At 38.4% G+C, this 20,556-nt stretch carries 19 protein-coding genes; all 19 read right to left on the minus strand.

Annotated features, from left to right (window positions below):
- Nucleotides 1-15 precede the first annotated feature (15 nt).
- Nucleotides 16-1,191 (minus strand): acyl-CoA dehydrogenase family protein, encoded by a 1,176-nt coding sequence (locus CZ487_RS15995; RefSeq protein ID WP_077213282.1) that lies wholly within the window; start codon nt 1,189-1,191, stop codon nt 16-18.
- A 333-nt stretch (nt 1,192-1,524) separates the two neighbouring features.
- Nucleotides 1,525-1,932, minus strand: a complete 408-nt coding sequence (locus CZ487_RS16000; protein ID WP_077213283.1) for a Zn-ribbon domain-containing OB-fold protein — start codon at nt 1,930-1,932, stop codon at nt 1,525-1,527.
- On the minus strand, nt 1,932-3,089 hold the full coding sequence (locus tag CZ487_RS16005) for a thiolase family protein (protein WP_077213284.1): 1,158 nt from the start codon (nt 3,087-3,089) through the stop codon (nt 1,932-1,934). The genes CZ487_RS16000 and CZ487_RS16005 overlap by 1 nt, the downstream gene beginning before the upstream one ends.
- Before the next feature lie 143 nt (nt 3,090-3,232).
- Nucleotides 3,233-4,546: a TRAP transporter large permease gene (locus CZ487_RS16010; RefSeq protein ID WP_077213285.1), complete on the minus strand. Its 1,314-nt coding sequence runs from the start codon at nt 4,544-4,546 to the stop codon at nt 3,233-3,235.
- A 1-nt stretch (nt 4,547) separates the two neighbouring features.
- Nucleotides 4,548-5,117: a TRAP transporter small permease subunit gene (locus tag CZ487_RS16015; protein WP_077213286.1), complete on the minus strand. Its 570-nt coding sequence runs from the start codon at nt 5,115-5,117 to the stop codon at nt 4,548-4,550.
- Between the two features lie 72 nt (nt 5,118-5,189).
- Complete coding sequence (locus tag CZ487_RS16020) at nt 5,190-6,338, minus strand: NAD(P)H-dependent flavin oxidoreductase (RefSeq protein WP_077213287.1); 1,149 nt, start codon at nt 6,336-6,338, stop codon at nt 5,190-5,192.
- A 310-nt stretch (nt 6,339-6,648) separates the two neighbouring features.
- Nucleotides 6,649-7,059, minus strand: a complete 411-nt coding sequence (locus CZ487_RS16025; RefSeq protein ID WP_077213288.1) for a Zn-ribbon domain-containing OB-fold protein — start codon at nt 7,057-7,059, stop codon at nt 6,649-6,651.
- A 49-nt stretch (nt 7,060-7,108) separates the two neighbouring features.
- On the minus strand, nt 7,109-8,284 hold the full coding sequence (locus CZ487_RS16030; protein WP_077213289.1) for a thiolase C-terminal domain-containing protein: 1,176 nt from the start codon (nt 8,282-8,284) through the stop codon (nt 7,109-7,111).
- 55 nt (nt 8,285-8,339) lie between these two features.
- The gene (locus CZ487_RS16035; RefSeq protein WP_077213290.1) at nt 8,340-9,995 is read right to left on the minus strand and encodes a class I adenylate-forming enzyme family protein; all 1,656 of its coding nucleotides are present in this window, start codon (nt 9,993-9,995) and stop codon (nt 8,340-8,342) included.
- 389 nt (nt 9,996-10,384) lie between these two features.
- A complete protein-coding gene (locus CZ487_RS16040; protein WP_077213291.1) occupies nt 10,385-11,452 on the minus strand; it encodes a phosphotransferase family protein in 1,068 nt (355 codons plus the stop codon).
- A 100-nt stretch (nt 11,453-11,552) separates the two neighbouring features.
- On the minus strand, nt 11,553-12,317 hold the full coding sequence (locus CZ487_RS16045; RefSeq protein ID WP_077213292.1) for an SDR family NAD(P)-dependent oxidoreductase: 765 nt from the start codon (nt 12,315-12,317) through the stop codon (nt 11,553-11,555).
- Between the two features lie 29 nt (nt 12,318-12,346).
- The gene (locus CZ487_RS16050; RefSeq protein WP_077213293.1) at nt 12,347-12,751 is read right to left on the minus strand and encodes an acyl-CoA thioesterase; all 405 of its coding nucleotides are present in this window, start codon (nt 12,749-12,751) and stop codon (nt 12,347-12,349) included.
- Between the two features lie 236 nt (nt 12,752-12,987).
- Nucleotides 12,988-13,689 (minus strand): ABC transporter ATP-binding protein, encoded by a 702-nt coding sequence (locus CZ487_RS16055; protein WP_077213294.1) that lies wholly within the window; start codon nt 13,687-13,689, stop codon nt 12,988-12,990.
- Nucleotides 13,673-14,449, minus strand: a complete 777-nt coding sequence (locus CZ487_RS16060; RefSeq protein ID WP_077213295.1) for an ABC transporter ATP-binding protein — start codon at nt 14,447-14,449, stop codon at nt 13,673-13,675. The genes CZ487_RS16055 and CZ487_RS16060 overlap by 17 nt, the downstream gene beginning before the upstream one ends.
- Complete coding sequence (locus tag CZ487_RS16065; protein ID WP_077213296.1) at nt 14,436-15,443, minus strand: branched-chain amino acid ABC transporter permease; 1,008 nt, start codon at nt 15,441-15,443, stop codon at nt 14,436-14,438. Before CZ487_RS16065 ends, CZ487_RS16060 begins: the two co-directional genes overlap by 14 nt.
- A gap of 6 nt (nt 15,444-15,449) precedes the next feature.
- Complete coding sequence (locus tag CZ487_RS16070) at nt 15,450-16,316, minus strand: branched-chain amino acid ABC transporter permease (protein WP_084783308.1); 867 nt, start codon at nt 16,314-16,316, stop codon at nt 15,450-15,452.
- Nucleotides 16,317-16,387: 71 nt separating this feature from the next.
- Complete coding sequence (locus CZ487_RS16075; RefSeq protein WP_077213298.1) at nt 16,388-17,680, minus strand: ABC transporter substrate-binding protein; 1,293 nt, start codon at nt 17,678-17,680, stop codon at nt 16,388-16,390.
- 153 nt (nt 17,681-17,833) lie between these two features.
- Nucleotides 17,834-19,462 carry an acetate--CoA ligase gene (locus tag CZ487_RS16080; RefSeq protein WP_077213299.1) on the minus strand — a complete coding sequence of 543 codons (1,629 nt, stop codon included), beginning with the start codon at nt 19,460-19,462 and terminating at the stop codon, nt 17,834-17,836.
- A gap of 95 nt (nt 19,463-19,557) precedes the next feature.
- On the minus strand, nt 19,558-20,511 hold the full coding sequence (locus CZ487_RS16085) for an NAD(P)H-dependent flavin oxidoreductase (RefSeq protein ID WP_077213300.1): 954 nt from the start codon (nt 20,509-20,511) through the stop codon (nt 19,558-19,560).
- Between the last annotated feature and the right edge of the window lie 45 nt (nt 20,512-20,556).

Consider the following 20,556-nt stretch of genomic DNA (forward strand, 5'->3'; position numbering starts at 1 on the left):
CTACCTCCTAACAAATTATCTGCGTGGTAATCCTAAGCCTCGCTGTGCCACGATATTTCTCTGCACCTCATTCGTTCCCCCTCCAAAGCGATGGAATGGTGCCAGCCGGTATTGCTGTTCAAGCTCACCTTGAAGTGGTGCAAGGTCATCGTCTTTATTTAATTGCCCATATAAATCTAAGATCTGCATGCCATAATCGGAAACCTTTGTTCTTAGTTCCGTGGCAAACACTTTCATCATAGATGCTTCCGAGGAGATATCCTTTCCTAAATCAATCATGGATGCGGCTCGATACCCGAACAAACGCGCTACTTCTAATTCGACTTTTAGTTCAGCGAGTTTCATTCGTATTTCCGGCTTGTTAATCAATAATTCTCCATCAATCACCGTATGCTTGCAGAATTTCACCAAATCTTCGAAGTTTCGCTGCGTTCTTCCGCTGCTCCCCATAACAACTCTTTCATGATCAAGTGCTGTTGTTAAAATGAGCCAGCCTCTATTTACCTCACCGATAAGATTTGCCTTTGGAACACGGACATTATCAAAAAATATCTCATTGGTCCTATGTCCTCCCCAAGTCTTTTGTTCCACAATCGTCACACCTGGTGCATCCATTGGTACAATCATCATTGAAATTCCTCTATGCTTAGGCGCAGACGGATCTGTTCTTACAGCCAGCCATTGATGTGTAGAACGATGCCCAAAAGAATTCCACACCTTCTGGCCATTAATAACCCACTCATCACCATCTAAAACCGCACTCGTTTGCAAGCTTGCCAAATCGGTGCCCGAATTAGGTTCCGAATAACCTAAGGCAAAATCAAACTCGTTATTCTTAATCGGTGGAAGCCACTTTCTTTTATTTTCCTCCGAACCAAACTTAAAAAGAGACGGTGCTACTATCGAAGGCCCTATATTCGATATAAACGGAGCACCCATATAAGCGACTTCTTCATTAAAAATCAAATAATCCATTGCACTCATTTCTAGCCCGCCATATTCCTTTGGCCAGTGCATGGAATACCAGCCTTTTTCAGAAATTTGTTTTCGATAGTTTCTTTCCAATGGGCCGTCTTTACCTCGTTTATTCCTTTCTACTTCTGCAAGAAGCTCGGGAGTAATCACTTCTTTTAAAAAATTTCTTACCTCTTGCTTCCAAGCTAATTGTTCTTTTGTTAAATGAAATTCCAAATGTAAAACTCCTTTCATTTGTAATCTATGGAACTCTCACAGCACTTAACTATTAATCAACTTTATGTAATTAATGCATCAAGCGCTTACAAAACATCCACTTAAATATATCAGAAAATTCAAATAACTCAAAATAAATAACTGCTATGTTGAAAGGTGTCAGTCCTGCTCCTTTATTTTCTACTTCTTCATTAGTCAACGAATAATCTATTATATGTCTATTCCAAATGTAGATATGTTAAATTCATTAGTAATATTCCTTTAATAAAATACTAGTATGGTCATTAAAACCATACCAGTATTTAAACTCAAGATACAATTGTACTTTTAAAACTATCGATTAACTGGTCGAAACATCGGTAATGGATCCTCTAGATCATAACTATGATTAAATGTTATTTCTACCTCTAGATTAGTTCTAACTTCCTCAGGAGCAATATCCAATATATGCGTCATCATGGTTGGGCCCTCTTCCAATTGAACAACAGCCATAACAAAAGGTGTATGCGCCGCATAAGCAGGATGGGCTGTTTTTTCAACGATGGTATGCGCGAGAACCTTCGCACGGCCGGAAACCTCTGTATATTCCAATTTCCCAAAGTCATGCGGACAAAACTCCCGCGGATAAAAAACATATCTCTCACAGGATTGACATTGTTGAATCCGCAGTTTGGATTCCTTTAGTCCTTCCCAGTATTCTCTTGCTTCTACTCTTGGTTCATATCCAGCTTTCTTCACCATTAATTCCCCCTCCTTAGTACAAGCGTACATTCTGTTGAGAAATAACCGCCATTAGAATTTGTAACCCCGATCTCGCAGTTCTTAACTTGTCTTCCTTCTGCTCTGCCCATTAATTGCTTCACTACTTCCACGATATTAACCATTGCACCTGCATCACCCGGCTGACCAACTGACAGCTGTCCTCCACTTGTATTTACCGGGAAATCGCCTTTAAAAGTAAGGTCGTGCTCCTGAACAAACCTTCCACCTTCTCCTTTGCGGCAGAAGCCCATATCTTCAATGGTTAAAATAACAGCGATTGTATAACAATCATATAAACCTAATACATCTACATTATCTGTTGTAATTCCTGCCATCTCAAAAGCGATTTCAGCAGCTTTTTTAATTGGCGTCGTTACACCATTTGTAAAGATCTCTGACTGGGAAATAGTTAAGTGGCCATTATAAAAGCCTGCGCCATCAATAAAGACAGGAGTGTTTGTAATCTTACGCGCATCTTCTCCAAGGCTTACAATGAACGCAATAGCCCCATCACATGGAGAGACAATTTCAAACAAGTGGAAGGGTGAACTGATGATTGGAGAATTCCTGACATCTTCGATCGACATCGTCTTCTTACCAAATAAAGCCCCATCATAATGGTTTGCATTATATCTTTGGTCGACTGCAACTTTTGCTCTTTGTTCAAAGGTTGTTCCATATAACTCACTATGTAAGTTAGCGGCCATTGCATAAGCATTATTCGGTGTTAAGGCGTAAGGAGTCTCATAATCTTGTAAGAATGGTCTTATTTCATTAGAACGTTCTTTTAAAATATTGATATCAGATCCTACTACAAGAACATTCTTGGCTGCACCAACAGCAATCGCTTCAGCAGCTTTCTTCAATGCGTAACCGGCAGACGCCCCTAGGACCGAGACTTCATCAACTAGTGTAGCCTTAATCCCTAAAAATTCTGCAAAAGGCAGATTTAATCTAGCATCAATCGATAGTGGCCCTAACGTAATGATTCCATCTATATCGGACTTTTCTAAATTTGCATCTTTTATTGCATGAACAGATGCTTCCGCAGCTAATTGAAAGATATTTTTACCACTGTTTTTCTCAAATGCCGTTTCACCATAACCAGTGATGGCGGCTTTACCTCGAAGACTCATTTATTCTACCTCCAATGTATTAATAATTTCTTTAAATATTCTGTTATTAATAGTCATAAAAATGAGGTAATATTCCAAGGATATACCACTTATTTTAGGTATATCCTTAAACTGGAAAATTACCATTTTTCCATCTATTACTCTTAATTTCTCATAACGTCAGGCAACCAAGTCACCAAGCTTGGGAAGACCATTACACAAACCATAGCAAGAAGTAAAAGCAAGACAAATGGCCAAACGGCTGAGTAAATCGTCTTAATGCTTACATCTGTTGCTACACCTTTCATAATGAACAAGCTGACCCCAAATGGCGGTGATAAGTTCCCAATACAGCAAGCAATAACAAAGATAATACCAAACCATACTAAATCAAACTGCATGGCATGAAGTGCCGGAATGAAGAATGGAGCTGTAATTAATAAGGCCGCAACCGTGTCGATAAACATCCCGATGATTAAGAAGAAAACAATCATAAGAATTAAAATCCACCAGCGATTTAAGTCGATACCAGTAATAGACTCTGCAAACGCTTGACCTACACCTGTAACAGAAACAATACGAGCATAAGCGACAGCACCTATCAAAATCCAGAAAATCAAACCTAGTAATTCTGCTGTCATTAAAAACATATTTTTCAAATTAGGAAGAGTTAATTTTTTTCTAACACCTGCCGCAACCAATGAACCTGCTGCCCCAACAGCCCCCGCTTCGGTAGGAGTAGCAATTCCTAAATAAATACTTCCAAGTACAACCACAATTACTGCTAATGGAATTATAACACTTTTCAGTGATACAAATTTTTCTTTCCAAGTAAATCTCTCTTCTTTCGGAATAGCAGGCCCCTTTTCGGGAGAGATTAAACAAACAATATAGGCATAGATCATAAAAAAGATTGCAGCCAAGATTCCCGGAATAACTCCGCCCATGAACAGCGCTCCAGCAGAAACTTCCGCCTCTGAAGCGAATACAATCATAACAATACTAGGTGGAATAAGGATTCCTAAAGTACCGCCAGCCATAATAACACCAAGTGTTAATTTATCATCATATCCCCGCTTTAACATCGACGGTCTCGCTACCATCCCCAGTGTAGCTGTGGAAACCGATACAACACCGACCATTGCTGCGAAAACAGCAGAAATGAACGTTGTTCCTGCCGCTAAGCCGCCGCGCAGCCCTCCGAACCATCGATAGACGACTTCATATAAATCATCAGCTAAATCACTGTACATTAAAATCGCAGCCATAAAAATGTATAATGGCAATGCGGTAAGAACTGCTTCAGTGGTTTTTGTGTAAGAACCTAGAACAAACCCATCAATACTCGGCAATCCGTCCCAGAAAATAAATCCTAATATTAATGAGATTCCCCCCATCGTAAATCCAACAGGGATGCCTAATGCCATAAATAAAACCAGTGATCCAAACAATATAATCCCGACTAAGGTGATGTCCATTCTATAGTGCCCCCTTGCTATCTAGGACTTCGTCTTCTGTTACAACAATTTCACTATCATAAAGCTTCTTACCCGTTGCAATAATATAGATATCTTCTACGAACTTGCTAATTCCTTGGAGACCGATTAGAATTCCACCAACCGGAATAATTAACCACTGTATCCATAGCGGCATTTGTGTACCACCAGTTGATACCGCACCAATGTTATAATAATGAGTTACGTAGTCGAAACCTAACCAAACAAAGGAGACAACGATAAGATATAGGAATAAAGTACTGATCATGTCAACCATACTTTGAACCCGCAAAGAAAATTTCTCAAAAAAGAAGTCTACTCGAACATGCTTACCGATTGACATGACATATCCGCCTAAAACTAAACCTACTAATCCGGTACCCCATGTTGCTAAATCAAATGCCCATCCAGTTGGAGAGTTAAAAAAGTATCTTAAAAGTACGTCAATCGTTAATAAAATACTCATACATAGAACAAAGATTCCGGTCAACCAAACCATGGTTCTATTGATTTTAGTAACGACATTATTGAAAGTAATAAAAATTTGTTTCATCTATTCAATCCTCCTATCATTATGTTATAAAACAGAAAACCTATGATAGTGGCAAGTCAAGTGCCACTCATCTTAAGATTTATTGGTCTTACTATTAGCCAAACCACCAATTCTTCCTAACACTTCATCGCATTCCTTCACCATATCTTCTAAAATTTCTGCGGCAGGACGTTCCTCCGTAAACAAGCCTACATTTTGGCTGACAAAGTAGTTGATTAATTCCTTGCCGCCTTTTCTGCCTTGATTTGCATCTTCCTTGATCCTTCTCTGTGCATTATCAATGAGCATGCTATGCAGTGGCATTGGAAGTGGATTCGGGTTATCTGGGTTCTCCCAAGCATCTGTCCAAGCAGAACGCAATTGTCGTGCATGCTTCCCAGTCGTGGATCGGGAACGCAATGTTTGGCTCGCATCCGCCTCCTTAAATTTCTCCTTCACAACTGGATGTGTCTCAGCTTCCTTCGACATTAACCAGACAGATCCAGTCCAAGCGCCTTGTGCTCCAAGGGCCAAAGCTGCAGCTAACTGTCGTCCATCTGCAACGCCTCCAGCAGCAAGAACTGGGATTGGTGCTACCGCATCAACCACTTGCGGCACAAGCGCCATAGTGGCAATGTCCCCAGTATGCCCGCCAGCCTCATAACCTTGGGCGATAATTACGTCGACTCCCGCTTCCTTTTGGCGGATGGCATGCTTTACCTGCCCAACTAGCGCACCTGTCTTAATCCCCAAACTATGAGCTTTTTCCCGAAATTCAGCAGGAAATGTTCCTAAGGCATTTACCAATAGTTTGATAGGGTAAGATAAAGCTATTTCCGCTAGAGTTCTAGCTCCTTTGTAAGTAACTGACTGCCCAAAGGTAGAAGTAAAAGCATTGGCCTGGTCAGCGTCTATCTCTGCAACATCATATTGCTTAAGCAAGTCTTCAAGAAAACTCTTATGTCCTTCTGGAATTTGTGTTTTCAGTGAGTTGATATCCAAGCCGCCTTGCTCTTTTCCTACATAATTATTAGGTAAGATTAAGTCAACACCGAATGACTTACCTGGACAAGCTTCCGTAATCTTTTGCAAAGCTTGATCTAACTTCTCAGGTCCCATCCCTGCAGCTCCTAATACCCCCATACCACCTGCGTTACTAACTGCAATAACAACGTCTGGACTATGTGTAAAAGCAAATACCGGAACATCAATACCTAACTGTTCACAAATATAATTTTTCATTATATTCCTCCTTTTAATAATATTCAGAATAATATAGACGGAATTCAACTTCATAGTTCTTTCTGCTTTTTATTCTATCGATAAGACTTTTCATTTTATTTTAGCTCTATAAATCATTTTTATTAAACTGTTTTGATAGGAAATTGTTCACCTCAACTTCGAAAACGTTTACATAATAATTAAATAAAATAGATTTATAGAAACGTGTTAATCACCCCTTCCAAGGCTAAGAGCAGGAATACTGCACTCATAACTTCTATGTATAATTCATATAGATTCAAAGTGAATCAATTATTGTAATAAATTACTTTTATACTTTTTTCCATTTAAGAACTGTTATATCATCATTTACATGTTCAAATTGAGCCTTCATTTTCATACCGCATTCTATATTCTCGACATCCTCTTCAAAATAATTCCCTATCATTCTTACTCCATTTTCAAGCTCAACAATTACAATCCCATAGGGTACTTTACTGTTAAACCATGGATGTGGTGCACGATACACAATAGAATAAGTATATACCTCTCCCTCCTGCTGTACTTCGATCCAATCAAACTCACTTTTATTACAGCTAGGACAAAATTCTCTCGGCGGCCATTGCAGATCAGCACAATGCAAACACTTTTGAACTAAAAGCAATTGTTTCTTTAATCCTTGAATGTATGGCAGATATAATCTATTGTCAGTGTCAGGAAGTGGACGTGGATAAGTATGCACCTTACTCCTCCTTTCTTCTTCACCTTACTATCAGTTTAAGTAATTGTGATTAATTATGAAGAATGGCAATTGATCCATCCCCAAAGTCCCCATAGCCAGTTACTACACCTATACGAGCATCTTCAACCTGAGCTTTACCTGCATCTCCACGCAGTTGATGTACAGCCTCTACAACATGGTTCATCCCTGTTATATGTGCTTGAGATAATAGCCCTCCATGGGTATTTATAGGTAATTGACCTCCCAATTCGATACGGCCATCCTTAACAAACTCAGGAGATTCTCCTAGTGCACAAAAACCCATTTCCTCTAACTGTCTAAGGACAATAAAAGTAAAACAATCATATATCTGAGCAAAGTCAACTTCATCCTTCGTAATTCCCGCTATTTCAAAAGCGCGTGGCGCTGCTTTTGTTATCCCCATACTCAAAATACTATCTCGATTAGACAGATCATCAGGTGAATCTGGATGACCTTCAGCTCCGCCTGCAATGAATACTGGAGAGTGTTTTCGAAGCCGTTTTGCTTCTTTAGAATTCATGACCAATACTGCTGCAGCTCCATCTGTTTCTAAACAGATATCTAACAGACGGAACGGCTTTACTAAGAACGGAGAACTGGTATAATCGGCCGATGTAAGAGTTTTATTTCTAAAATAAGCTTTCTTATTCAGATGCGCATGTTTCCGCGTTGTTAAAGAAACGATCTCCATTCCTTTAGGATCAGCCTTCGTCTCATAGAACCAACGGTTAGCATGGAGACTGTACCATTGCATCGGAACAACCATTCCATATGGGTACTCCAAATTAGTTCGTATATCTTTTCCAGGCCAAGCTATCGATTTTGAAAGAGATGGGTCCCCTGATCCTAACCTGAGACCGCTATATGAGTTTCCGCCTGCTGTTACTAATACTTTACTGGCCATACCTGAAGCAACGATATGCGCTGCAACGATAAGACCTGCTACAGAACTGGCACCGCCAATTTTAATATGAGAGTGGAACTTTAAATCTCGTATTCCTAATGCAGCAATAAAGTCCTCATTTGTTATCATATTCCCTGCCGCCATGATGACTCCATCAACAGATTCGGGTTCTACACCTGCATCAACACAGGCCGCAAGAGCTGATTCAAGTATTAATTGCCTTCCAGTTTTTTCTGTTCCACGTACATACTCTGTTTCACCAACTCCCACAATTGCTGCTGCATCAGTTTTATACGACACGTTCTGTTACCTCCCTAACCTTTCAAAATAATACATACATTAAAATGAGAGTTTTTCATGTAACATTAATCTTTAATTTAGTAATGGCCATTTCTCGAAGTTGTTTTTTATCATATTTTCCTGTAGGATTCACTGGCCACTCATGGCTTTCTAACTCCACTAAAAATTTTGGTATTTTGAAGCTTGCTACATTCCCCTTAAAATAGTTCTTTATTTCTTCTATAGATAATTCTTTTCCATCTTGAAGTTCAACAATCGCAGTGACTGCTTCACCCCAATTTTCATCAGGTACACCAACTACTTGAACAGATTTTATAGATGGGTGCCCTTCTAAAAGCATTTCTACCTCTCTTTCTGAAACGTTCTCCCCTCCTGTTTTTATCATTTGCTTATAGCGTCCACGATAATATAAATACCCTTGTTCATCTAGCCATCCATAATCGCCTGTGTGAAAGAATCCCTCATCATCAAGGCTATTGGAAGTTTCTTTTGGCATCTTATAGTAGCCTTGAAAAAGGGGCCATCCTTTAAGACAAATCTCACCTGGTTCATTTGGAGATAACTTACTGCCAGTCACTGGATCAACAATCTTTAAATGAACACCAGGAAAAGGTTTTCCATTACTATACTTTCGAATTTGTTCATTTGTTTCTAAAGCAGGCATTACCACTCCAGTACCCTCAGTGAATCCGTAATGGTGAGAAAGTAAATCAGGTTGAAAACCTAGTTCTCTTATTCTGTCATACCATTCTGGTCCACATGCCAGCGTAATTTTTTTTATCGAACTGATATCTGTCTCTTTAAATCGCGGATGACTTGACAACATTTTCAAATGAGTATCGAATCCGCCCATACTTGTTACTTTCTCTGTTTCTATTAATCTTAGAGCTCCCTCTGGTTCAAAATACTCCATTAATGCAATACGTGAACCAACAGTTATACTGCCTAAAGTTAAATAAACACAGCCGCCGACATGATAAAAGGTTGCAGCTCCTAATATCGTATCCTCTGTAGTTATTCCGTAATTGTTCTTATATAAAAAATAAGCAATCCCCATATTACTACCATGTGATCTTAAAACTGGTTTTGGAAAAGCAGTGCTTCCTGAGGTAAATAAAATATGTGAGGTGTCTTCTGGTGTAACACTATTAATATATTGATCAATTTCTCTCTTTGAGTAATTAATGCCAGATTTCATAATATCTTTTAGGTTATAACACCCAGGATATTCATTTCCTTTAGGACTAAACGAAATGATCGTACTTAGATCAGGACAGTTTTCAGCATTTATGTATCCTGGTTCGGAATTTTCAATTTCAGGAATCACTTCTTTAATCAACTCCATATAGTTGACCCCACGGAAGTGATCCATCGTTATTAATGCTTTTACATTTGCATGACGTAAAACATAAATCAATTCCCGGTACTTAAAAGTAACATTTATTGGGACAATGACGGCTCCAATCATGTTAATGGCATGAGAAATATAGAACCATTCGGGATAACCACCCATCAGCGTAGCAATATGATCACCTTTTTTTATACCAAGATTACGTAACCCTTTCGCTAAACAGCAAATTTTATGATATTGTTCACGATAGGTAATTTCTTGGTCTTTATATTTAATAGCTACCCGGTCCGGCCAATTTTCGAAAGCTTCTTTAAGCACTTGGGGGATCGTCTTTAAATCAAACCGTATTTCTTCACTCATATAAACTCCTCACTTTTTTAAAAATTCCAGGAAGTTTGCAGCAATTTGAAGAAAAATTAATATAAATAATGGTTTTGAATAAAATATTTTAATTATTCTGATAATATGTTAAAAACTTATTTATACAACATTTGATTATCTCATTTACAAGAATTAAACGTTTACAACATTTTTTTGAACATATATTTAGTAAAAACTATATTAAGTAAAATAAGACAATAAAATCTTAATATTTATAATATTACCAATACCACATTTAGTTTTCAATATCTATTTTATACTATTTAAAAAATTCAGAAAAATATTGCCCCATCCATATCTGTGGGGCATGTTTATTTACTATATAGAGAATTTTTTTAAGAAAGCAATAATTTCAGGTTTTCTCTTCATTAAAAATTAAACTTTTTACTCTCTATCAATTCATTTGCATAAAGCAGCACATCTTGTGCCCTTTGATCATAGGTTGCAAACCTATCGTTGCTTGCCTGCCCCATTTTATATCTTGTAAAGATTTGCTGAAAAACTCCTGCTAACTTAAAGAAAGCAAAGATAATATAGTAATGAACATCATCAACGTCACGCCCGGTTTTTTGTGCATATGCATGAATAAATTCTCTTCTATTATAAAAGCCTGGGAGATGCGTCACAGATAAAAGTGAATTTTTGATATAGTCCGGATCGTCCTCTTCAATCCAATATCCTAGTGTAATTCCTAAATCAAAAAGTGGATCAGCAACCGTTGCCATTTCCCAGTCAAACACAGCATTAACTTTCTTTAAATCGGAAGAAAGAAGAGTGTTATTCAATTTATAGTCGTTGTGAATGATGCTTACGTATTTAGATTTCGGCATTTCATCGGCCATCCATTTTGCTACTTTTTCAAAAACAGGTGATTCTTGTGTTTTTGTGCGCAAGTAGCGTTTGATCCAGCTATTTACCTGCCTTTCAAGAAAACCTTCTGGATATCCGAAGCTCTCTAGTCCTGCTTTTTTATAATCAACATCATGTAGTTTAACAAGTGTATCAATAAATGCCTCGGAAATATCTTTTCCCGTTTCATCTGTTGGTGTGATTCCTTCAGGAAAAGAACGATCCAATATAATGCCTGTTTTCCTTTCCATAACATAGAAAGGGGCACCCATAATCGATTCATCCTCACAGAAAATGTACGGTTTCGGTACTATATTAAATTCTGGATACAATTTTGTTAATAGAGAAGATTCTCTTTTCATATCATGTGCTTTCGGCGGCAAAGGACCATATGGCGGCCTCCTTAACACAGCTTCCCAATCACCCATAGTAATTAAATAGGTAAGGTTTGAAGATCCAGTATTATACTGCTGAACCTCCATTGGTGCGTTGGGAACGTCTAAATGCTCCAGCAAATAGGCTTTTACCTTATCCTGATCAAATTTATCCCGAACAGGAATTAATGGTTCACTTCCAATTTTGGACATAATCAAAACCCCTTTTCGTGAAAAATAACTAAAGAAATAGTTAGAAACGTACTATTATTTAATAAAATAGGAAAGGGTGTCCCCTTCCCCTTTTTTTACTTTATTTTCTGTATCCGCCATCTAATGGAAGGATCGTTCCTGTTGTAAAACTAGAAGCATCTGATGCAAAATAAAGGGCAGCACCAACAATTTCGTCTGGTTCTCCAGCACGGCCAAGCGCTGCCGCTTTTTCAAACCTCTTCTTACTTTCTTCCATATCCCAAGCTTTTGAGATATCCGTTAAGAATGGTCCTGGCATAATACAATTCACCCGCACCTTTGGCCCGTAAGTATCAGCAAATGCGATAGTCAGCGCATTCAAACCAGCCTTTGCAGCTCCATAAGGAACTTCATTTGATGTAGGTCTAACTGCAGCAATACTGCTTATATTAATGATGGATCCGCCGTCGCCTTTTACCATCTTATCTGCAACAAGAGCAGAAAGTCTGAATGGCCCTTTAAGGTTTAGATTGATAACGCTATCCCATAACTTTTCACTTACATCCACGAGTGAATCATAAAGTGGAGAGGCTCCAGCATTATTCACTAAAATATCCACCTTGCCAAAGCGTTCGTATACGGCTTCAACCAGTCCCTCTACTTGATCCCAGCGTCCTACATGGCAAGCATAAGCCATCGACCTTCTGCCAAGTTTTTCGATTTCCTTAGCTACTTCTTCACAGTTCTCGAGTTTACGGCTTGTCACGATCACATCTGCTCCTGCTTTTGCAAATGCTAATGCCATCTCTTTTCCAAGCCCGCGGCTTCCTCCTGTAATTAACGCTACTTTCCCTTTAAGAGAAAAAATTTCTTCTACTGATTTCATGATAATTCCCCCTTCGTTTTAATAAATTACTATTCTTCATTCTTAGGAAATTGTCTTGCGATTTTATCAATGACCGGTATACTTTTTCTTGATAAAAGATCAAACATAACAAAGGTCTTGTTGAATTCTGTAATATGTACATTATCTTGATTATAGATATCCTGCTTTAAAACAAAACTCTTCGTACCTAAACGGAGAGGCGTTGTAACAACCTTTAGAAAATCTCCTAATCTAGCTTCTCTTAAATAGGAAATATCAAACTTAATCACTACTGTACCGATATTGTTTTCTATTAAATCATTATGTGATACGCCTGCTTTTATATACCAATCCCGAATAGCACTTTCAGAATAGTGAATATACTCTAAGTAGTTTACGTGCCCTAAATGGTCGATATCCTTTTCATTCACCACAATTTCAAAAGTAGTCTCCATCTCGCACCCCCCCTATTTTAAATAATATTCTGAATTTTTATAATATAAAGTATATATACTTTTTGGATGCTAGTCAATTTTTGAATAGATTGTTAACTTCATTTTACATCCGATGTATCTCTTTCCTCCCTGCTATTCTCCTAAAAAACTCAAAGTAACTCTTATCAAATCACAAAAGAGCTACTTTGAATGATAATTGCATTTCTTCACCACAATGATTTATTCAGTCATCCACATTAACCGCCAAGATATAAACGACGAACTTCATCGTTATCTTTCAATTCTTGTGAATTGCCTTCTAAAGCTATATGTCCATTCTCTAAAACATATGAATAATCAGAAATGCTGAGTGCCATATGGGCGTTCTGTTCAACAAGTAAAACAGATGTACCATCCTTATTAATTTGTTTAACAATCTCGAAGATTTCTTTTACTAGAATAGGGGCAATCCCTAATGAAGGCTCATCAAGCAGAAGCACTTTTGGTTTTCCCATTAAGGACCTGCCGATCGCAAGCATTTGCTGTTCACCGCCGCTTAATGTTCCTGCTTTTTGTTTAATACGTTCTTTTAATCTTGGAAAATAAGTAAAGACTTTTTGCAAATCTTCCTTAATATGTTTATCTCTCCGATTATAAGCACCTATCATTAAATTTTCTTCAACCGTTAATAATGGAAACACTCTGCGATTCTCAGGACAATGAATAATCCCTTTTTTCACAACTTGGCTCGGGCTGTCTTTCATTAGCGATTTTCCATCAATTTCATAGTTTCCTTTTTTCGGTTGAACTAATCTTGAAATCATTTTTAGCGTTGTCGACTTTCCTGCCCCATTCCCCCCAAGCAAAGAAACAATCTTTCCATCTTCGACCGTTAAATTTACTCCTTTTAGGGCGTGGACATGACCATAAAATACATGAACATCAGATAATTTCAGCACCGTCTTCCACCTCCCCTAAATATGCTTCAATAACAACCGGATTCTTTTGGATATCCTTTGGCAAGCCTTCAGCAATTTTTTCACCAAAGCTCATAACTGTAACATAATCAGACACTTTCATAACAAGTGACATATCATGCTCAATTAATAGTACTGTATAGTTCATTTCTTGTTTTAATCGCAGGATTAACTGGCTGATTTTTTCTGTTTCAACAGGATTCATTCCAGCTACAGGCTCATCTAATAAAATTAATTTCGGCTCTGCAATAATCGCTCTGCCGATATCCACCATCTTCTGATAACCAAATGGAAGATTGCTGACTTTCTCGTGTGCTAAATCTGTAATCGACAGTAAATCCATGACTTCATATGCTTTTTTTATGGATTCCTTTTCAGTCCTTTTCACCGAAGGTAAATTTAAAGCAATTGAAAATATATTTTTCTTCAGATTTGGATGTAATCCCGTTAATAAGTTATCCAACACCGTCATATTTGCAAATAATTCTACGTTCTGGAAACTTCTCGCAATCCCTTCCCGTATGACTTGATGGGATTTAAGCTTTAAGAGATCTGTTCCGTTCATCTCGATAGACCCAGAAGCAGGTGTATAGAATCGGCTGATACAATTAAACACCGTTGTTTTCCCAGCACCATTCGGTCCAATTATCGAAAAGATTTTCCCTTCCGGCACATCAAATGATAGGTTCTTAACTGCTGTTACTCCGGCAAATTTCACTGTAACGTCCTTAAATGTTAACATCCTTCACTGTCCCCCCTTGCTCTTGTTCTGAGATTAATAGATCCTGATCGTTTCCTGCTTTTCTCTTGGATTTAGCTTTAAACGCATCGAATAGAGAAATAAGTCCATGCGGGCGGAACAATATAATAAGCACGACGGCTAATCCGATAATAATATTGGTAACACCCACGAATGACCTTGTTAACTCAGGGAGAACCGTAAAGATAATCGCACCAATTACTGCTCCTGGAATGGATGCTAATCCACCAACGACGATCATCCCTAGTAATAAGAAGGAGGTGACTACCGTAAAGTCGTTCGGGCTGACAAACCCAATCCAATAACCATAAAGTCCACCTGCAAGGCCCGTGAAAAAGGAACTGATGACAAACATTACGGTTTTATAAAAAGGAACATTAATTCCTGTCGCCTGTGCTGCGACTTCACTTTCACGGATTGCCAGAAAGGCTCTTCCCATTCTGCTTTTCAAAATATTATGAAGCAGCCATGTGATTAACACGGTCATGACAACAATTACATAGAAAAATTGTAAGTCACTTGACAAAAAGCTAGGACGCATCAAGGATAGACCCGAATAACCACCTGTTAGTGAATCCCAGTTCAATGCAATTTGAGGGATGGATAAGCCAAAACCAAGCGTAACAACTGCTAAAAAGTGTCCGCTGAGTCTTACTGCTGGAAGACCGATGAACAATCCAATGATCCCTGTAACGACACCTGCTAATGGAAGCGTCAGTAAAAATGGCAGGCCTAACTTAGACGTTAGAATAGCAACGGTATAGCCGCCAATGGACAAAAATCCTGCGTGTCCAATCGATATTTGTCCGCCGTATCCAATTAATAAATCCAAGGACATGGCACTAATTGCATAAATACAGATCATTACGAAAATCGAAACCATATACCCTGAATGTCCAACTATAAATGGGTATACAAGCATAAAAAGTACAAGTAGAATTAACCATGGTTTATGATTATTTATTAGCTGCTTCAACTTTCATCACACCTTTTTAATAATTTTTGCACCGCCAAATATCCCTTGAGGCCGGATATACAACACGATTAGGATTAGTAAGAAGACAAATACGATTTTCAATTCAGGAGCAATATAATAACTGATTAAGTTCTCAATTACCCCAATTATTAAACCTCCAAATACTGCACCTGGTAAGCTAATGAATCCACCAAGTACAGCACCAGCAAATGCTAGAATCAAGACTTCGGACATCATGTTTGGACTCAAGAATGTAACAGGTGCCGTCATCATTCCACCGATACCGCCGAGAGCTGTTCCTATTGCCCAAGCTCCCATAAATACTCCAGACACTTTAATTCCCATTAATTCTGATGCCATCGTATCCTGTGATGCCGCGCGCATCGCTAAACCTAACCTAGTGAAACGGAATAATAGGAAGAAACCTAGCATTAAAATAAGTGTCAAAATGACAACAAAGATTTCATTTAACGAGATGAAAACTCCACCTATTTCATATGGATCCCCATGGAATGCTTCTGGAAACGACGATGGTTGATATCCCCATATGATTCCGGCCACACCGTTAAATACCATAAAGAGACCGAGTGTGAGTACAACCTGATTAAGATGCGGAGCAGATTGAACCCGTTTCATAAACACGAAATACACGAATAAACCAAAGATAGTTGCAAATAGCAGGGCTAATACTAATGAGACCAGATAAGGAAACCCATAACTTGTTAAAAACACATAACTTACAAAGGTAGTTAACATCGCCATTTCACCATGAGCAAAATTGGCAACTTCTGTCGTTTTAAAAATTAAGACAAGGCCTAATGCAGCTAAAGCATAGATACAACCAAAAATTAATCCACTTACAATAATTTGCATAAGAATTTCACCATCCTTTTATAATTAATTGAATAGGGCAGGGTCAAGTCATCCTACCCTATTTCTAAAATCTATTCTTGAAACTTTATTTCTCTTGTTGCAGGGTCAAATGTTATTGGGTCAGAGATCGGCAATATTTCTCCATCTTTCGCTTGGGTAACCGTCATACTTGTCAATCCATAATGGTTGCCTTCACCAAATGTAACGCTTGAATGAATAGAGTCCTGCCAATTATCAAAAGTGTAGAAAGATTTAAGGAAATTATCCCAAGTTAAATCATCACCAGTCCGTTTAATGGCTTCGACCAACACTTCAGCTGCACCCCAGCCTGTCATAGGTGAACCAACTAAAGGATCATTTGGATAATCCTGACTGAATCGTTCAACAAATACCTGCATTTGTGGATCATCTTTCGCATAATCTGGCAGCGGAATTGTCATACCAGTATAAGAACCTTCCCATACCTCTTTACCAGCTAATTCGAAAATATTACTGTCACCGCCAGCTACTGAGGCGACAACAAAATTTGCGTCATTGAAACCAATTCGATAAAGTGCTTTTTTCAAGTTTGCAGCAGGTCCCGGAGTTGAAAAATGCATAATTGTATCAGGATTAGCCTTCTCTAACTTTTGGGCCTGTGAGCTAAATTCTGTATCTGTTGCAATAAATGATACCTCTTCTACAATTTCAACTCCTGGATACTTTTCAAGCGCTTCCTTGATAGTAGCAAGGTTCTCTTTACCATAGTCATCATTTTGATAGGAAATAGCTATCTTCTTCGCACCCAGCTCTTCAATTGCATAATGAAGTAAAATTTGTCCCTCGATAGAGTAGTTTATGATGTTTGATCCCATGTAATTTGGAAGCGGCGGATTCGTTAATGCATTAACCCCCGTTCCCGTCATAACCATTGGGAAACCCTTTTCAACTAAATAATCTTTCACTGCCAAGTTTGGAGCTGTTCCCACATTCCCGACCATAGCGAAGACTTTATCATCTTCTACTAATCTCTTAGCTAATTGAACCGTTTTCGCCGGCTGGTATTGATCATCATAGGCAATTAGCTTTAATTGACGGCCGTTTACACCGCCATTTTCATTCACATACTTAAAATATGAATCAATTCCTTTACGAACCAAATCATAAATGGCAATAGGACCGGTTTGCGGACCTAAGAAACCAATTAAGATTTCATCATCTGTTACTCCCTGGGCAAGTTCGCTGCTTCCTTCATTACTATTTGTGTCTGGACCAGATGAAGAAGAAGACTCTGTCGTACTTGAAGTTCCCCCGGAACAAGCAGATAACATAAACACCATGAATAAGCTAATAATAATAGACAACTGCTTCTTACTAATCGCCATGGTTTCTCCACCTCGACATGTTTATTTTGACCTTCCAAAGCTATCTTTCTTGGCAGCTTCTGAATACATTTTTGAAACTTGTAAGTATTCAGTAAATTTCAAAGAAAATTATCCTTTTTTCATGGTGTGTATCTTTAAAAGGAATAACAGACATTAATTGGTTGTTTGCATGTTTGCTTGTTTTAAAATAAATCTTTGGATTTTCCCGCTTGGTGTTTTTGGAAGCTCCTCAACAAACTCTACTTCTCTGGGATACTGATGCTTTGATAATTTATTTTTAACAAAAGCACTTAATTCAGCTCCCAGGGTATCAGTGCCCTCAAAACCAGGTTTTAGGACAACATACGCTTTCACAATTTCTCCTTTTGTAGGATCAGGCTTTCCTATCACTGCAGCCTCTGCAACAGCAGGATGTTCAATCAAACTGCTTTCCACTTCAAAAGGTCCAATTCGATAGCCAGCGCTTGAAATAATATCATCTGCCCGGCCTTGGAACCAGAAATAACCGTCATCGTCCTTACTTGCTAAATCACCTGAATAAAACCACTTTCCTTTAATCTTTTCTGCTGTTTTCTCAGAGTCCTGCCAGTATCCAAGGAAAAAGTATGGAAATGCTGTTGTATCAACAACAATTTGACCTGCGTCACCATCTTTAACTGGATTTCCATCTTCATCTAATAGGGCAATAGTAAATCCTGGTGAGGGCAAGCCCATCGATCCTGGTTTTACAGCCATGTCCGTAACATTGTAGTTATTTACGATCATGCCTGTTTCTGTCGATCCATAGTGATCATAAATTTCTCTGCCAAAATGGTCTTTAAAGAATCGAACCACCTCTGCATTTAACGGTTCTCCTGCACTCGTCAATTTTTTAATGTGGAAGTTGTGTTGTTTTACTAGATCAGAACCCGATGCCATCATCATTCTGTATGCTGTAGGTGCATAAGCAAAATTCGTTACTTTATATTTTTCTAGAAGATGATAGTATTTCTCGACATTGAATGGTCCTTTATAAACCAAAATGGAAATACCAAAGTTCAGTGGACATAAAGTACAATTCATCAACCCGAAAGCCCATCCTAAATCAGCGCCGCCGAAAAACATGTCGTCATCTGAAATCCCAATCGCATATCTTAAATATGGGTACGAGCTTATTAAAATTTTATGAGACCATACAGCACCCTTCGGCAAGCCTGTTGAGCCTGAAGTATATTGAATAACACTTGGATCATTAATAGATGTTGGTTCTGTTTCATGTTCGTTTGAAAATAACCCAACAAATTCCCAGAATGTTAATCCTTCTTTTGTAACTCCATCTATCAATAGAAGTTCACTATTTATCTCTTCATTTTCAATCTTCTTCGCTTGCTCTTGATTGGTAACTAAAATCTTGCAGCCTGAATCTTGCAATCGATATTTAAGCGCTTCTGGGCCGAAAGCAGTGAACATCGGGACATAAATGGCGCCTATTTTCCAGGTTGCAAGCACTGTTAGTATCAGCTCCATGTCCTTACCTGAGAGTCCCCCGACACGATCTCCTTTTCTTATTCCAAGCGCTGTAAATGCATTTGCCAGCCTATTTGATTCTTCTTTCAGCCTTTTGTACGTCCATACATCAGTACTGCCTGCTTCATCTTCCCAATAGAAGGCGACACGCTTGGGATCATCAGCCCATTTATCACAGCATTCATGAGCCATATTAAATCTCTCTTCTACATTCCAATCGAAGCTTTTCACAACCTTATCCCACGAAAAATTGCTCATTAACTCTTCATATTTCATTGATTTTCTCACCCCTTAATGATCTAAATTATAAGGAAACGCTTACATATATAAAAATCAAAAACCTATATTTTGGGACCGAAGCTTCTTAAATGTTATAGGGCGATTTTTCCTCCACTTAACAATTCTTTTGCTTCGCTTGAAATTCGTCTAACTACATCTTCAGCACTTTCTAGTTCATCGATCAAACTTGCCACCTGTCCGCAGCTCGCAAAGCCATCGGCAATTTGCCCGTCTTTCATAGCAAGCTTATTATAGGTCCCTCTTACCATTGGAAGTACATGTTCAAGTGTTCCATATTTCTTTTCAACTTCATGAACCTTATCGCAGTATTCATTTTTCAAAACTCTTAAAGGACCTTTTAACATTCGTGTTAAGATAACGGTAGATACATCCTCTGCTTCTAAAATAGCATTTTTAAAATTGTCATGTGCTTCACACTCTTTTGTCGCAACGAATTTAGTTCCTAATTGAACTCCATCTGCTCCTAATATCATTGCTGCAGCCATACTTTTTCCATCCACAATTCCACCAGCAGCAACAACAGGAATGGAAACAGCCCTTTTTACTTGCGGCACTAACGTGAAAGTAGTTAATTCAGATGGTCCATTGCTTCCACCCGCTTCATATCCTTCACAAACAATAATATCTGCCCCAAGGCTTTCTGCTTTAGCAGAATGAAAAGCTGTTGAGGTCAAGACCAAAGCCTTTAGACCTGCGTCTTTTATAAAAGGAATAAGGTCTTTTGGATTCCCTGCACCTAAGCTAACACCTTTAATCAAGTCTTTATGCTTTTTGATAATGTCTAAATAGGGACTGAAATCAGTATGCTGACTTATCGGAATATTGACACCAAACGGTTTATTAGTTGCTTCTCTAGCTAATAATACTTCATGTTCAAAATTTTCCGGTGTACGTCCGGCTGATCCCACCTGACCAAATCCCCCGCCTTCAGAAACAGCTGCTGCAAGCAAACCATTACCAATATAAGCAAGACCACCTTCAATCACAGGTACCTCTATTTCCAATAACTCACAAATCCTATTCAATATAAATCCACCTCTAGAAATAAATTATTTTAGTACTGATAGCTA

Origin of the sequence: Robertmurraya dakarensis (genome assembly GCF_900156875.1) — a bacterium.
Lineage (GTDB): Bacteria > Bacillota > Bacilli > Bacillales > Cytobacillaceae > Robertmurraya > Robertmurraya dakarensis.

Excerpts from the sequence above, each read along its gene's own strand:
- CZ487_RS16075 (WP_077213298.1), bottom strand. The coding sequence starts at position 17,680 with ATGGCGATTAGTAAGAAGCAGTTGTCTATTATTATTAGCTTATTCATG.
- CZ487_RS16035 (WP_077213290.1), bottom strand. The coding sequence starts at position 9,995 with ATGAGTGAAGAAATACGGTTTGATTTAAAGACGATCCCCCAAGTGCTT.
- CZ487_RS16000 (WP_077213283.1), bottom strand. The coding sequence starts at position 1,932 with ATGGTGAAGAAAGCTGGATATGAACCAAGAGTAGAAGCAAGAGAATAC.
- CZ487_RS16070 (WP_084783308.1), bottom strand. The coding sequence starts at position 16,316 with ATGCAAATTATTGTAAGTGGATTAATTTTTGGTTGTATCTATGCTTTA.
- CZ487_RS16050 (WP_077213293.1), bottom strand. The coding sequence starts at position 12,751 with ATGGAGACTACTTTTGAAATTGTGGTGAATGAAAAGGATATCGACCAT.
- CZ487_RS16010 (WP_077213285.1), bottom strand. The coding sequence starts at position 4,546 with ATGGACATCACCTTAGTCGGGATTATATTGTTTGGATCACTGGTTTTA.
- CZ487_RS16040 (WP_077213291.1), bottom strand. The coding sequence starts at position 11,452 with ATGTCCAAAATTGGAAGTGAACCATTAATTCCTGTTCGGGATAAATTT.
- CZ487_RS16015 (WP_077213286.1), bottom strand. The coding sequence starts at position 5,117 with ATGAAACAAATTTTTATTACTTTCAATAATGTCGTTACTAAAATCAAT.
- CZ487_RS16060 (WP_077213295.1), bottom strand. The coding sequence starts at position 14,449 with ATGTTAACATTTAAGGACGTTACAGTGAAATTTGCCGGAGTAACAGCA.
- CZ487_RS16005 (WP_077213284.1), bottom strand. The coding sequence starts at position 3,089 with ATGAGTCTTCGAGGTAAAGCCGCCATCACTGGTTATGGTGAAACGGCA.
- CZ487_RS16080 (WP_077213299.1), bottom strand. The coding sequence starts at position 19,462 with ATGAAATATGAAGAGTTAATGAGCAATTTTTCGTGGGATAAGGTTGTG.
- CZ487_RS16045 (WP_077213292.1), bottom strand. The coding sequence starts at position 12,317 with ATGAAATCAGTAGAAGAAATTTTTTCTCTTAAAGGGAAAGTAGCGTTA.
- CZ487_RS16020 (WP_077213287.1), bottom strand. The coding sequence starts at position 6,338 with ATGAAAAATTATATTTGTGAACAGTTAGGTATTGATGTTCCGGTATTT.